The sequence below is a fragment of the uncultured Streptococcus sp. genome, from assembly GCF_938036805.1.
Lineage (GTDB): Bacteria > Bacillota > Bacilli > Lactobacillales > Streptococcaceae > Streptococcus.
The window spans coordinates 1-13,655 of sequence record NZ_CALHWC010000111.1; the positions used below are offsets into that span (position 1 = coordinate 1).

Consider the following 13,655-nt stretch of genomic DNA (forward strand, 5'->3'; position numbering starts at 1 on the left):
TGGCTCCAAACTCAATAGATAGATCTTCTTTTTGAAATTCATGCTCGTGCAGATCGACCAAGCGATAGCCCAAGCGCTCCATCATAGGTTCAATCTTGTCCATATCAAAAATACGCTCTTCATCAGGCGCTTCCCAGCCACGCTCATCACCGTGAACGTGAATGTCGATATCCCGCGCTTGCCAGTCTTGTCCAGTAACTTGCTCCAGACCTAGAGAACCCATCAGAAGTGGAACAATTCCCATCTTGTTCAGTTGAGACGCGATTATTAGAAATTCTGCAAATTTATCTATCATAAAACTGCACCTCTTCTTCAGAAAAATATTTCACGTAATATAAATTATGTAAAAATAACTATTTCACTTTTTCTTCTTGATAGTCGCCATTGCTGCAGACCACTTGCTTACCACCACCGCGAACTTTCTTTTCAATCAGATAATGGTCACATTTTGGACAGTTCCGACCGACCGGCTTGTCCCAAGATGTGAAATCACAGTCTGGATAACGATCACAGCCATAGAAAATGCGATTTCGCTTAGTCTTACGCTTGATAACTTGACCTTTCTGGCACTGTGGACAGGTCACGCCGATTTCCTTGACGATAGCTTGAGTGTGACGGCAGTCAGGGAAATTGCTGCAGGCGTAGAACTTGCCAAATCGACCCAACTTGATAACCATGGGACTGCCGCAGACCTCACAGTCAAAACCGGCTGGCTCATCCTTGATTTGGATTTTTTCCATCTCAGATTCAGCTTTAGCCACTTCCTTTTCAAAAGGTTTGTAAAATTCGTCAATAATCTTCTGCCACTGCTCTTTGCCAACTTCTACATTATCCAGTTTTGCTTCCATTTCGGCTGTAAATTTCACATTCACGATATCTGGGAAGAATTCGACAATTAGTGAATTGACAATCTCGCCCAATTCTGTCGGTTCAAAGCGCTTGGAAACTAGCTTAACGTAATATCGTTTCTGAATAGTTTCAATGGTCGGTGCATAGGTAGACGGCCGGCCAACACCATTTTCTTCCAAGGTTTTGATGAGAGTTGCTTCAGAATAACGTGCAGGCGGCTGGGTAAAGTGCTGTTCTGGATTGGTATTGACACGTTTGACGGTATCGCCCTTTTCCATATCTGGCAGCATTTTATTCTTGTCAGAGTCGTTGTAAATAGCCAGATAACCATCAAACTTGACCTGACTGCCGTTAGCTGCAAATTGGACACCGTTTTGCTCTAGTTTCACATTCATAGTATCAAAGACTGCTGCTGTCATTTGACTGGCTACAAAACGGTTCCAAATCAGCGTATAGAGCTTAAGCTGATCCTTATCCAGATACTTTGCGATACTTTCTGGTGTATTGAAGACGCTGGAAGGACGAATGGCCTCGTGGGCATCTTGAGCTCCTGAAGCATTTTTTACCTTGCTGCCATGTTTGGAATATTTCGCACCAAATTTATCCGTAATAAAGCTTGCCGCTTCATTCTGCGCTACTGGGCTGATCCGAGTCGAGTCGGTACGCATATAGGTAATGAGACCTTGTACGCCAGAACCGATATTAATCCCTTCATAGAGCTGTTGAGCCACCATCATGGTCTTACGAGTTCGGAAATTAATCTTATTAGCGGCATCCTGCTGCATAGAGGAAGTCGTGTAGGGCAGCGGAGCATTGCGTCGACGCTCCTTCTTTTCGACGCTGTCGACAGTAAAGTCATCTCCCTCAAGATGAGACAAGACTTCTTTGACATCGTCATTGTTGGTCAGCTTCATCTTCTTGCCATTCATGCCGTAGAAGCTAGCCTGAAACTGACGAGTTCCTTTCTTGAAGATTCCGTCAATTGTCCAGTATTCTTCGGGTTTAAAGGCATTGATTTCATTTTCCCGATCGATAATCAGCTTGAGGGCGACAGACTGCACCCGACCAGCTGACAGGCCTTTTTTGACTTTCTTCCAAAGAATAGGGGAAATAGAATAACCAACCAAGCGGTCCAGAACCCGACGAGCTTGCTGGGCATTGACCAGATCCATATCAATCTGACGCGGCTCTTTAAAAGCATTCTTGACCGCGTCTTTAGTAATTTCGTTGAAGACAACACGGTTTTTCTCTTTTTCATCTAGATTGAGAATGTGAGCCAAATGCCAAGAAATAGCTTCTCCTTCGCGGTCCGGGTCACTTGCTAGAAAGACTTGCTTGGCTTTCTTGGCTTCTTTTTTTAAGTCATTAATCAAAGGACCCTTACCACGAATATTGATGTATTGTGGCTCATAGTTGTTCTCAAAATCGATGGACATGGTGGACTTTTTCAGGTCGCGAATATGCCCCACACTGGCCAGAACCTTATAGTTTCGTCCCAGATATTTTTCTATTGTTTTTGCCTTGGCAGGCGACTCTACGATGACAAGATTCTTCTTGACCGCAGACTTTTTCTTTGTTTTTGTTACCAAATTAGACACCTTCTATAAGAAATAAATCTTATAGAGTTTAAACTATTTTTTGATAGATGTCAACTCGTAACTATTTCTATAGGAAAACTTATTTTAAAATTTGAACTCAGAAAGGACGTCAGAACCTGATGTGATGCACTTTGCACCCTCTTGAATCAAATGATGACAACCGTCCGATTTTCCATCCAAAATGGACCCTGGAATGGCAAAGACATCCCGCCCCTCTTCCATTGCCCGCTCACAGGTAATCAGACTGCCCGACCGCATCTTGGCTTCCGCCACAACGACTCCTCGGCAGAGACCAGCGATGATACGATTTCGCTCTGGAAAATGAAATTTCAAGGGTTGCTCACCCGGCCCATACTCCGTCAGCAATAAATGATTTTTGCCAATATAAGCCTGTAGTTTTTGATTGGCCTTGGGATAGAAGACATCTAGTCCCGTCCCAATGACAGCAATAGTTTGGCCACCATTTTGCAGGGCAGCCATGTGGGCCACGGTATCAATCCCACGAGCCAGCCCGCTGACGATAACCAGCTCATTATTCAACTCCTTAATGATTTTCTGCACAGCAGCATTTCCCTGCTTACTGCTGTCTCGACTACCGACAATGGCTATCTTGGGCATTTCTAACAAATTTAAATTTCCTTGATAAAATAGTAAAGTCGGTGCATCATAAATCTCGCATAAATCCCAAGGGTAAACATCATCCAAAATAGAAAAGGATGGAAATCGGTCAAACTCTTCCTTCAAAGCTTGCAGATCGAGCCGCTTGTACTTCTCCATAAAGAGAGCAGGATTGCGGCACTCAGAGACGACTGCCTTGTCTCGCAAAGATAACTCTCCCTCTTTATTTTCTGCATACCTCAAGATATTTAAGACCTGTTGATTGCTCAAGCCAGCTTTTTTCATTTTATAAATTTCAAAATTATTCATTTTTATCACCTCACTTTCTTATTCGTAAAAAAGTTCAAAAAAAGAACTGCAATACAGTTCCTTGTTTCTTATTCGATTAATTATTGAAAAAATGGTTGAGTTATTTTATTCTTCATGAACAGGAATTTCTTTAATAATCTTAGCAGGATTGCCGGCTAGGACTACATTATCGCCAAATGATTTAGTCACAACTGCACCTGCTCCGACTACCACATTATCTCCTAGCGTCACTCCTGGCAGAATGGTTACACCACCGCCCGCCCAGAAGTTGTCACCAATCTTAATGGGAGCCCCATATTCAATACCAGAATTTCTTTCCACTGGATCAAGCGGATGCAGCGGTGTCAGAAACTGGCAATTTGGTCCCAGCATGGCATTCTTTCCAATGGTAATAGGACAGACATCCAGCATGGTCAAATTCCAGTTAGAATAAAAATTCTCCCCCAAGTGAATGTTAACTCCATAATCACAGACCAAATCTGGATGCAACCAAAGATTCTCCCCTGTACTGCCAAACCACTCCTTGACAATAGCACTACGTTTTTCAATATCTCGTTCTTGGTTAAAACGATACTGAAAATCTCTCGAGCGAGCAGCCAATGCTCTCAATTCAGGATCCTGAGGACTGTAGTTCTCCCCTGCAATCATCTTTTGGTATTCACTAGTCATACTTGTCTCCTCATTACGATTAGGATTTCTTATGAATTTGTCATGGATTTAATCGGTTCAAAGCTTCTGCGGTGAATCGGTGTGACACCGTATTTTTCCAGTCCTTCCAGATGTAGTTTAGTGCCATAGCCGGCATTTTGGGCAAAGTCATAGCCTGGATAAACTTGGTCAAAGTCAGCCATCATCTTGTCCCTCGTCACTTTGGCTACGATAGAAGCCGCAGCGATGGACAGGGAATTGGCATCGCCCTTAATAATGGACTGCTGAGGCAAGGGCAAGTCTAACTTCATTGCGTCAATCAAGAGGTGATCTGGCTTAATCTTGAGCTGGGCTACCGCTTCTAACATGGCTAGCTTGGTTGCTTCATAGATATTGACTCGGTCAATCGTTTGATTGTCCATAATCCCCAGACCAATGGCTAAGGCCTGATCTAGCACCGCTTGATAAATTTCCTCATGCTTTTTCTTAGGAATCTTTTTACTGTCATTTAGACCTTTGATTTTGCAGTTAGGAGGCAGAATGACTGCTGCCGCGACTACTGGTCCAGCTAAGGGGCCTCGTCCGACTTCATCAATGCCAGCCAGGACTTGAAATCCCTGACTGTAGAGTTCTTTTTCATAGCGCAGCATGTACTCTAAGCGTAAATCTTCATCTAGCTCTGCTTGGATTTCTTTTTGGCGCTTGACTAGCAGTTTTTGAACACCGCTCCGCTCATCCTGCTTTAAAGCCTGAAAAAGCGGATCCTGCAAGTCAGATACTTGAGCCAACTGCTCTTGGACTTCCTTAATCGTGGCCATCCAATTCCTCCAGACCATCCAGTGTATAACGACCTAAGCGTCCATCACGCACTTCCTTGACAAAGAGACTGTAAAAGCGATCGTAGTCCTCTTTGAAGCCCAATTTCTGGGTCATATCCATAATCATGTCTGGCGCTTCCAGCTCTAAATCCAGCTGCTTAAAGCGCTCCTGCAGTGCCTTAGGATAATGCTCTTTGAAATAATTGAGCCCGAAAATCGTGACCTCATCCATAGGCAGCAAATTGTCCTTGATAGCTCCCGTCAAAGCGAGCTTTAATGCCACCATTTCATCTTCAAATTTGGGCCAAAGAATCCCCGGTGTATCTAGAATTTCTAAATCCTTATTGGACTTGAGCCACTGCTGACCTTTGGTGACACCTGGTTTATTGCCGACTATAGCAATTTTCTTACCAGCCAGCCGGTTCATCAGCGTGGACTTTCCAGCATTGGGAATCCCGATAATCATGGTCCGCAGGGTTTCAATTTGAATTCCTCTTTCTCGCTGGCGAGCTAGCTTATCAGCCATTAATTTCTTGGCTGCTTCGGTCACTTTTTTGACTGCAGATTGCTCCTTAGAGTTAATAGCCAATGTTTTGATTCCCTGAGCTTCAAAATAGGCCTGCCATTCCTTGGTTAAGTTTGGATCTGCTAAGTCGGCCTTATTTAAAATCAATAACTTGGGCTTGTCCCCAACAATTTTGGTCAACATAGGGTTTTGACTGGACAAAGGCAATCTCGCATCCACCAAAATCGTCACAAAATCTACAAATTTAATACTTTCTTGAACCTGTCTCCGAGCCTTGGACATGTGCCCCGGAAACCATTGAATCGTTGCCATTAAAAACCTCTTTCCTACAATCTTCTAGTATCTCATTATACCAAAAAAATAGAGAATAAAATAGTAAAATCGCTCCCTCAGATTGATAGAAGCGATTCTCTATTCTTATAAAAATGATGGTTTGCGGTCTTGTTTATCTGTGAATGGAACTCGCGGTTCACGAATCCTAGTCACATAATCAACAAACTCCTCGCCAGTCTGATCAAACTCAGCAACTGCGAAAAATTGATCGTGGTAAAAGAAAAACTTATAGTGGTTTTCAAAAGCTTCGTTGAGCCATTTGTCCTTAGCTGCGATTGAACGCATTGGATAATCATCTACCGCAGCAACCCATAGAGGTTTCCGATGAGCATGAGTCAGCACCAAGTCAGCCATATGAATCATGGTTTGCTCGCCCTGTTTCAGTAAGATGATGCTGTGACCATTACTGTGACCGCCTGTATGAACCATTTGAATTTCTGGAATGACATTCAGATATTCAGTAAAGGTTTCAACCTGATCTTGGATTGGCTCCCAATTTTCCTTCAGATAAGTTCCCCTTGTCCGACTATTGGGATTTCGCATTTCGTACCATTCTATCTCATTTACAAAAATCTTTGCATTTGGGAATTTTGAAACAAGCTGATTATTTTCATCTAGTCTAGTCAAACCGCCAGAGTGATCATGGTGCATATGCGTCATTAAAATATGGGAAATATCTTCTGGCTTTAATCCCAAGAGTGCCAAGCTTTCTTCAACACGGCTCTCAGAAAGAATACCGAGATTGCGACGTTGTTTATCAGAAAGCTTAGCCGTATCAAAACTCGCATCAATTAAATAATTCTGCCCCTTGTATTGAATCAAAATCGGATCTGTCAGTTCAGCCATCATATTTTCTTCTGTTGTTGGATAATAACGTGACCAAACAACCTTTGGTACCGGGCCAAACAAGGTGCCTGCATCTGTGAGCTTATCCGCTCCACGCAACCAAGTCAGCTTCATTTCCCCAAACTGATACTCTTGTAATTTGAGTTCTGTCATTTTTTACTCCTTTAACCATCTCTCTGCGATTTCTTTTCTGATCGAATTCCCTGACCGTCCATAATTTTCAATAATTTCAGCATCTTTAAAATAGCGTTTGATATTCACATGATCAAATTTTTGTAAAGGCCCGATAAGACGGAGAATTTCATCTGTAACCTCTAGCGCTACCTTAGTCATATATAGCTTTATCCGTGCAACAAACTTGGAATCTTCTTCTATTTGATTAGGATAGGATGAGAAATAGGCATCTGCAGCACAAATTTTATTGTACAAATCTGCGAACTTATACTGATGCAACTCAACATCCATCAGTCGCTTGCCGAATCCTCTTTTTACACGTGCAAACTCAAGACCCTTATGAAAAGCACCTTCGGCAACTCCTAAAGCAACCGCACTCAAGCCAAGTTGCATATTCTTTATGATATCATTAAATTGCTCATTTCCAGCCAAGACTCCGCCTAATAAGGCAGTTTCCGGCAGGTGTACATTATCTAAGGTAACAGAACTTAGTGGAAGTCCTAGTAAACCTTGCTTTTCTATCTGCTCACCAATGAGCACACCCGAAGCATTCGTCTCCACAATGAAGAAGGCGTAAGAATCAGACTTTCCAGTTTCCATTACTTTAGCTAATACCAAGAGAATATCCGCAATGCTGCTATTTGAAACTTTGGCTTTTTCTCCCGAAAGTTGCCACCCTGTCTCTGTCTTGATCGCATAGGTCTCCAAATCTGCCAAACTATTTAGATGCTTAGACTCAGAAAATCCAAGACCTGCTTTACAAGTTCCCTTTACCAACTTGTCCAGATAACGCTCTTTCTGTTGCCCCGTACCAAACTTCAAAATCGGATAAACACCATAACAACCTTGGGTCAGCAATATAGTTGAAAGAGCTGGAAATTCATTCGAAATCATTCGAATAGAGCTGATAAAATCAGAAGCCAAAGCCTGATCGTCTTCTGACAAAATCGGTGAAAAAATATCCAAATCCGTCGTCATTACTTCCCAAATCTCCTGAGGAAATTCGACTGACTCATCATGATTTTTCATGTAGTCTCTAATAGCTGTATTTACATATGAACTCAATGCTGCTGTTTTAGTACTGGACTTCATCATCAATTCTCCCTCTATGGATGTGGCTCAGAAAGAGGCTGATAATAACCTTTTAAAAGCTCTTCATATACGTATGCTTCTACCTCATTATAGTTTGCTTTATAAGGCCGGCAGAACCAAATATTGAAAGGCACCGGATCCTTAAAGCGTACAACCTTAAATTTATTCTTATCGACAAAATACTCCAAAGGACGAGGTAAAAGTGCAATCATATCGTTTTGATAAGTTGACTCTATCAAGAAATCCCATGTCGATGATAAATAGGCAAAATTTGCTTTTATCTTTTTACTCTTTAATTTCTCAGTGATTAAATCGTAGGTTGTAAATGATTTATTAAAGGTCGCTAAACCGTACTGAGCTATATCTTTCCACTCCAATAATTCCTTGTCCGCCAAAGGATGATTCTTATCCATATAAGCCACGTATTCATCAACTTGGATGATGTACTGTTCATATTTCTTTGGATCCAGGTTGGTAGGTTCGATCACTACCGCAAAATTCAAATCACCCGTAACCAACTTTTGGCGCAATTCATTACTTCCATCCTCAGTAACTTGAATGTTAACTTGCGGATTGTCTTGTAAGAACTTTGGTAAAATACTAGAAAAATATACACGTAAAATCAATGATGGAATGCCCAAGTTAAAGGTCCCTTTTTGTTTGAGGGCTTCCATATGAATCATTGATTGCATCTCTTCATGCCGGTTGACAATCTCTGTGGCAAAGCGGTAAATCTTACCACCAGCTTCCGTCAGACTCTCTAATCTTCCATTTCTACGATTGAAGAGCTGGATTCCTTCCGTTGATTCAAAATTTGTGACAAACTGACTCAAGGCTGACTGACTGATATGAATTTTCTTAGCCGCGATAGAAAGATTGCATCCACATTCGACGATATTGATAAAGTAAGTCATTTGAATTATATCCACTTTTCGTCTCCCATCTTTCAAATTTTCACGAGGTAATTTGCCATAAATAAAACAGCAACTGGCCCTCGAAAGAATGATGACCAGTTGCTAGTATTCTGATTAAAAACTAATCATCGCTCAAGTTGTCATAAACACATAGTAACACACTTTCAGAGAAAGAGCAGAATAATTGCTTACTAACTTTATTAGATTGACATCGTTTTCAAGTCTTCTGAGACAATTACTTCTCCTGCTGTCTTTTCAAGCACTTCCTCTAAGGTAACGCCAGGAGCAAGTTCTTTCAAGAGGAACTTACCATCTTGGAAACCGAAGACAGCCAACTCTGTAATGACTAGATCAAGAACTCCTTTAGCAGAAAGTGGCAAAGTGCACTCTGGCAAGAGTTTAGATTCACCATCTGAAGTAGTATGTTGGATTGCACCGATAACACGTTTCGCTCCAACCAACAAGTCCATAGCTCCACCCATTCCTGGTGCAAACTTACCTGGAATAATCCAGTTAGCGATACTACCATCTTGACTTACTTCCAAAGCTCCTAGCACGGTCGCGTCAACGTGTCCACCACGGATGATCGCGAAGGAAGTCTGCAAGTCAAACAAAGCTGCTCCAGGTAAGAGAGTAATTGGCGCTCCTCCAGAGTTTGCTAGGTTTGGATTGTAATTATCTTTCGTTGGTGTTTCACCAAAGCGAAGAGCTCCATTTTCAGCCTGAAGAATAACGTTTACTCCGTCAGGAATATAGTCAGCAGATGCGTTTGGAATACCAAATCCTAGATTGACAACATCTCCATCTTTAAATTCTTGTGCAACACGTCTTGCAATAATTTCTTTTGCTTTCATATTAGTTCACCCCCGCCAATTTTTTAGTCTCAGTCCAAAGATCACCCATCATCTTATGGTGTTCTTCTGGAGTCAAGCTTTGTACGACATAGTCAACAAGGATGCCCGGAATATAAATATCATTCGGATTAATTTCGCCAGCTTCAACAATTTCATTCGCTTCAACGATAACAGTATCTGCTGCGAGAGCTAATTGCAAGGAAATATTTTTCGTAGTGCCATCGATATACAAGTTGCCATATTTGTCAGCTTTAGTCGCTTTGATCAAGGCAACATCGATTTTAAGTGGATCATAGACCAAATATTCACGACCATTACGTTCTACTTTTTCATAATCTTTTTCTAATATTGTCCCAACACCTGTCGGAGTCAAGACAGCGCCTAGACCAGCTCCAGCGGCATGGAGACGTTCAACAACAGTTCCCATCGGTGTAAATTCAACTTCCATAGTCTTGCTGAAATATTCACGTTGAGCTGCTGCAGATGTTCCTACGTGGGCTGCAATATATTTTTTAACTTGGTGATTTTCACAAAGTCGTCCAACCCCAATTTCTTTACCAGGATGAGATGTTACCACCGATACCAAAGTCAAGTCTTGCTGATTTTGTTTTACTAATTCTTCAATCAATTCAAAAGGTTCACCGACTCCGAGGAATCCAGAAATTCCAACGATATCACCCGATTTGACCTTAGAAATAGCGTCTGATAATGATACAACTGATTTCATGCTGATACCTCCCCTTTTACTTACGATTGAAAACAGCTTTGCGTTTTTCAACAAAAGCACGCATTCCTTCTAGTTTGTCTTCTGTAGAGAAGAGCAAGGCTTCTGCTTCTGTTTCCAGACGGATTGCATTTTTAAGAGGAAGTTCCGCACCAACTTGAATGACATGTTTTGCTTTTTCAACAGCTAACGGTGCATTCTTCATGATGGCTGCGGCTAATTCTTCAGCTGAAGACAACAATTCTTCAGCAGGAACCAGTTTGTTAAGAATACCTAAGTCATAGGCTTCTTGACCTTTCACTGTACGAGCAGTGAAGATAAGTTCTTTGGCACGGCTAGTTCCAATCAAGCGAGACATCCGTTGAGTACCAGCAAATCCTGGAATAATACCCAAGCCAACTTCTGGGAAGCCAACTACTGTTTTTTCAAATCCGATACGGATATCTGTTGAAAGTGCTAGCTCCATACCACCACCGAGTGCATAACCATTGATGACTGCAATCGTTGGTTGACGTAAATCTGAAAGGCGAGTAAATGTATCATTTGCAAATGTCATGTATTCAAATGCTTGAATAGGTGACATCAAATCCATTTCCTTGATGTCTGCTCCAGCGACGAATGCTTTCTCTCCTGCTCCAGTTACGATGACAACGTGAATTTCTTCGCTTTTCTCAACTTGATCAAGAACTTCATTCAAATCAGCCAAAACTTGAGAACTCAAGGCGTTCAAAGCTTCAGGACGGTTGATAGTGATATATCCAATCCCGTTTTTAACTTCTAATAAAACAGTTTTACTCATTTTTATGCTCCTACTTATAAAAATTGAATGACTAAGTATGGTGTCAACAAATACTTAAACCCAAAATGTAAGAGCTTACATTCTTATGATATACCATTTCTCACACTTCGTCTACTTAATCATCATTTATGCATCAATAAGCTAAACTTATAGTTTTGATATTCAAATTAATTTTTTGAAAAATAAAACAAGCCCTATCAAGGCTTGCTTGCAAAAAACAGCTCATCGATAGGACTTGTTTATATAGTAGAAGCAAATGGAAAACTTCAAAAATGAACTAGATTCTAGCGTTCTACGATGACCGCTGTACCCATACCGCCACCGATACAAAGGGTAGCAAGGCCACGTTTAACATCACGTTTTTGCATTTCGTGCAAAAGTGTTACCAAAATACGGCAGCCCGAAGCACCGATTGGGTGACCAAGAGCAATCGCACCACCATTTACATTGACTTTTTCAGGATCAAGATTCAATTCTTTTCCAACGGCACACGCTTGCGCTGCAAATGCTTCATTGGATTCAACCAAATCTAAATCTTCCACTGTAAATCCGCCTTTTTCAAGGGCTTTGCGAGATGCGTAAATCGGACCACAACCCATAACTTTTGGATCTAGTCCAGCGCTTGCGTAAGATTTGATCGTTGCCAAGACTGGAACGCCCAATTCTTTAGCTTTATCAGCACTCATAACAACAACTGCTGCTGCACCGTCGTTAATACCTGAAGCATTACCAGCAGTTACAGTACCATCTTTCTTGAACACTGGGCGCAATTTCCCCAATCCTTCTAGAGAAGCATCTTTTCTTGGGAATTCATCTGTATCAAATACGATAGGATCACCCTTACGTTGCGGAATTTCAACAGGAACAATTTCTTCTTTGAAACGACCAGCTTCGATCGCTGCAACTGCACGTTTTTGAGATTGCACAGCAAAGTTATCTTGGTCTTCACGTGTAATGCCATATTGTTCGGCAACGTTTTCAGCTGTAATTCCCATATGGAAGGATTCAAAGGCATCTGTCAATCCATCACGAAGCATAGTATCTACTACTTGAGAGTCTCCCATACGAGCGCCCCAACGTTGGTTTGGAAGGACATAAGGAGCTTGGCTCATGTTTTCAGCCCCACCAGCTACTACGATATCAGCATCTCCACACAATACCGCTTGAGCTGCCAATTGTACTGCTTTCAAACCAGATCCACAAACTTTGTTAATAGTGAAAGCTGGAGAAGCTACCGGGACACCTGCGTTAACACTCATTTGGCGAGCTACGTTTTGACCAAGACCTGCACCCAGAACATTCCCCATGATAACTTCATCAACTTGTTCTGGTTTCAAATTTGCTCGTTCAATAGCACTTTTAATAACTAAACTACCTAGATCAACAGCCGAAACATTTTTTAAAGTTCCACCAAAAGAACCTAAAGGTGTGCGGACTGCTGCTACAATAACTGCTTCTTTCATTTCTTGCTCCTTATTATCTTAGTATTTAAAGAATCCTTCTTTAGTCTTGCGACCTAGCTTACCAGCTTCAACCATCTTCTTCAGAAGTGGAGCAGGACGATACTTAGGATCTCCAAATCCATTGTTTAACACTCCCATGATAGCCAAGCAGACATCAAGACCAATCAAGTCAGCCAATGCCAATGGGCCAATTGGGTGATTAGCACCTAGTTTCATTGCTTCGTCAATTTCTTCTGCTGAAGCAACACCTTCACCCAAGATGAAAATAGCTTCATTGATCATTGGAATCAAGATACGGTTCACAACAAAACCATAAGAATCTTTCACATCTACAGCTGTTTTACCGATTTTTTCAGTCAATTCACGAACAGCTTTCACAACTTCATCTGAAGTTTGAAGCGCACGGATAACTTCGACCAATTTCATAACTGGTGCTGGGTTGAAGAAGTGCATACCAATAACGCGTTCTTGATGAACTGTTGCTGCTGCAATATCAGTAACAGATAGAGATGAAGTGTTTGAAGCTAAAATAGTTTGAGGGTCAGTCAACTCATCCAATTGTTTAAAGATGCTCAATTTGATGTCGCGATTTTCAGTAGCCGCTTCAATAACCAATTGAACATGTTTAGCATCTTCATAAGATGTAGAAGGAATCAGATTTGCCAAAATGCTGTCTTTATCTTCCGCTGACAAACGACCTTTTTCAACAGAACGAGACAATTGCTTGGTGATACCATCTAGTCCTCTTTGAACAAACTCTTCCTTGATATCATTGAGATAAACTGTGAAACCTGATTGAGCAAAGACTTGTGCAATACCGCTTCCCATTTGACCTGATCCGATGATCATCACTTTTGAAATACTCATTTTTTTTCTCCTATTTACTATCAAAATATAAACTTCAAAAAGAAAGAATCGGAACGATTACTAGCAAATGCTGAGCAATCGTTCCAAATTCATTATTATACAAATGCTCCAACGCCAGTAATTTCACGACCTACGATCAAAGCATTCACTTCATGAGAACCTTCATATGTATAGATTGATTCAGCATCTGCAAAGAAACGAGCAACGTCTGTCTCAAGTGTAA

General features: G+C 41.4%; 13 protein-coding genes and 2 pseudogenes. All 15 read right to left on the reverse strand.

The features are described from left to right. Positions 1-295, reverse strand: a pseudogene (locus Q0191_RS04225) (phosphoribosylanthranilate isomerase); the annotation flags it as partial. A 58-nt stretch (positions 296-353) separates the two neighbouring features. Then, positions 354-2,447, reverse strand: coding sequence for a type I DNA topoisomerase (gene topA, locus Q0191_RS04230; protein WP_297664128.1), 2,094 nt, complete (start codon positions 2,445-2,447; stop codon positions 354-356). A gap of 84 nt (positions 2,448-2,531) precedes the next feature. Beyond that, positions 2,532-3,374, reverse strand: a complete 843-nt coding sequence (gene dprA, locus Q0191_RS04235) for a DNA-processing protein DprA (RefSeq protein WP_297664130.1) — start codon at positions 3,372-3,374, stop codon at positions 2,532-2,534. A 105-nt stretch (positions 3,375-3,479) separates the two neighbouring features. Beyond that, positions 3,480-4,043, reverse strand: a complete 564-nt coding sequence (locus Q0191_RS04240; protein ID WP_297664132.1) for a sugar O-acetyltransferase — start codon at positions 4,041-4,043, stop codon at positions 3,480-3,482. Between the two features lie 29 nt (positions 4,044-4,072). Continuing rightward, positions 4,073-4,840, reverse strand: coding sequence for a ribonuclease HII (locus Q0191_RS04245; RefSeq protein WP_297664134.1), 768 nt, complete (start codon positions 4,838-4,840; stop codon positions 4,073-4,075). Further along, complete coding sequence (gene ylqF / locus Q0191_RS04250) at positions 4,827-5,678, reverse strand: ribosome biogenesis GTPase YlqF (RefSeq protein WP_297664136.1); 852 nt, start codon at positions 5,676-5,678, stop codon at positions 4,827-4,829. The genes Q0191_RS04245 and ylqF overlap by 14 nt, the downstream gene beginning before the upstream one ends. Before the next feature lie 105 nt (positions 5,679-5,783). Beyond that, a complete protein-coding gene (locus Q0191_RS04255; RefSeq protein WP_297664137.1) occupies positions 5,784-6,698 on the reverse strand; it encodes an MBL fold metallo-hydrolase in 915 nt (304 codons plus the stop codon). A 3-nt stretch (positions 6,699-6,701) separates the two neighbouring features. Beyond that, positions 6,702-7,814: an acyl-CoA dehydrogenase family protein gene (locus tag Q0191_RS04260; RefSeq protein WP_297664139.1), complete on the reverse strand. Its 1,113-nt coding sequence runs from the start codon at positions 7,812-7,814 to the stop codon at positions 6,702-6,704. Between the two features lie 11 nt (positions 7,815-7,825). Then, entirely contained in the window at positions 7,826-8,740 is a 915-nt protein-coding gene (locus Q0191_RS04265) for a LysR family transcriptional regulator (RefSeq protein ID WP_297664141.1), read from the reverse strand. A 185-nt stretch (positions 8,741-8,925) separates the two neighbouring features. Further along, complete coding sequence (locus Q0191_RS04270) at positions 8,926-9,579, reverse strand: 3-oxoacid CoA-transferase subunit B (protein ID WP_015604978.1); 654 nt, start codon at positions 9,577-9,579, stop codon at positions 8,926-8,928. A gap of 1 nt (position 9,580) precedes the next feature. Continuing rightward, the gene (locus tag Q0191_RS04275; RefSeq protein ID WP_297664143.1) at positions 9,581-10,306 is read right to left on the reverse strand and encodes a CoA transferase subunit A; all 726 of its coding nucleotides are present in this window, start codon (positions 10,304-10,306) and stop codon (positions 9,581-9,583) included. A 16-nt stretch (positions 10,307-10,322) separates the two neighbouring features. Beyond that, positions 10,323-11,102, reverse strand: a complete 780-nt coding sequence (locus tag Q0191_RS04280) for an enoyl-CoA hydratase/isomerase family protein (protein ID WP_125371970.1) — start codon at positions 11,100-11,102, stop codon at positions 10,323-10,325. Positions 11,103-11,386: 284 nt separating this feature from the next. After that, positions 11,387-12,565, reverse strand: a complete 1,179-nt coding sequence (locus Q0191_RS04285) for an acetyl-CoA C-acetyltransferase (protein WP_045497409.1) — start codon at positions 12,563-12,565, stop codon at positions 11,387-11,389. Between the two features lie 18 nt (positions 12,566-12,583). After that, entirely contained in the window at positions 12,584-13,432 is an 849-nt protein-coding gene (locus Q0191_RS04290; protein WP_297664146.1) for a 3-hydroxybutyryl-CoA dehydrogenase, read from the reverse strand. Between the two features lie 95 nt (positions 13,433-13,527). Further along, a pseudogene (locus tag Q0191_RS04295) lies at positions 13,528-13,655 on the reverse strand (glutaryl-CoA dehydrogenase); the annotation flags it as partial.

Bases quoted from the DNA above. Each gene is read 5' to 3' on its own strand.
- dprA (WP_297664130.1), bottom strand. From the start codon at position 3,374: ATGAATAATTTTGAAATTTATAAAATGAAAAAAGCTGGCTTGAGCAAT.
- Q0191_RS04240 (WP_297664132.1), bottom strand. From the start codon at position 4,043: ATGACTAGTGAATACCAAAAGATGATTGCAGGGGAGAACTACAGTCCT.
- Q0191_RS04245 (WP_297664134.1), bottom strand. From the start codon at position 4,840: ATGGCCACGATTAAGGAAGTCCAAGAGCAGTTGGCTCAAGTATCTGAC.
- ylqF (WP_297664136.1), bottom strand. From the start codon at position 5,678: ATGGCAACGATTCAATGGTTTCCGGGGCACATGTCCAAGGCTCGGAGA.
- Q0191_RS04255 (WP_297664137.1), bottom strand. From the start codon at position 6,698: ATGACAGAACTCAAATTACAAGAGTATCAGTTTGGGGAAATGAAGCTG.
- Q0191_RS04260 (WP_297664139.1), bottom strand. From the start codon at position 7,814: ATGATGAAGTCCAGTACTAAAACAGCAGCATTGAGTTCATATGTAAAT.
- Q0191_RS04270 (WP_015604978.1), bottom strand. From the start codon at position 9,579: ATGAAAGCAAAAGAAATTATTGCAAGACGTGTTGCACAAGAATTTAAA.
- Q0191_RS04275 (WP_297664143.1), bottom strand. From the start codon at position 10,306: ATGAAATCAGTTGTATCATTATCAGACGCTATTTCTAAGGTCAAATCG.
- Q0191_RS04280 (WP_125371970.1), bottom strand. From the start codon at position 11,102: ATGAGTAAAACTGTTTTATTAGAAGTTAAAAACGGGATTGGATATATC.
- Q0191_RS04285 (WP_045497409.1), bottom strand. From the start codon at position 12,565: ATGAAAGAAGCAGTTATTGTAGCAGCAGTCCGCACACCTTTAGGTTCT.
- Q0191_RS04290 (WP_297664146.1), bottom strand. From the start codon at position 13,432: ATGAGTATTTCAAAAGTGATGATCATCGGATCAGGTCAAATGGGAAGC.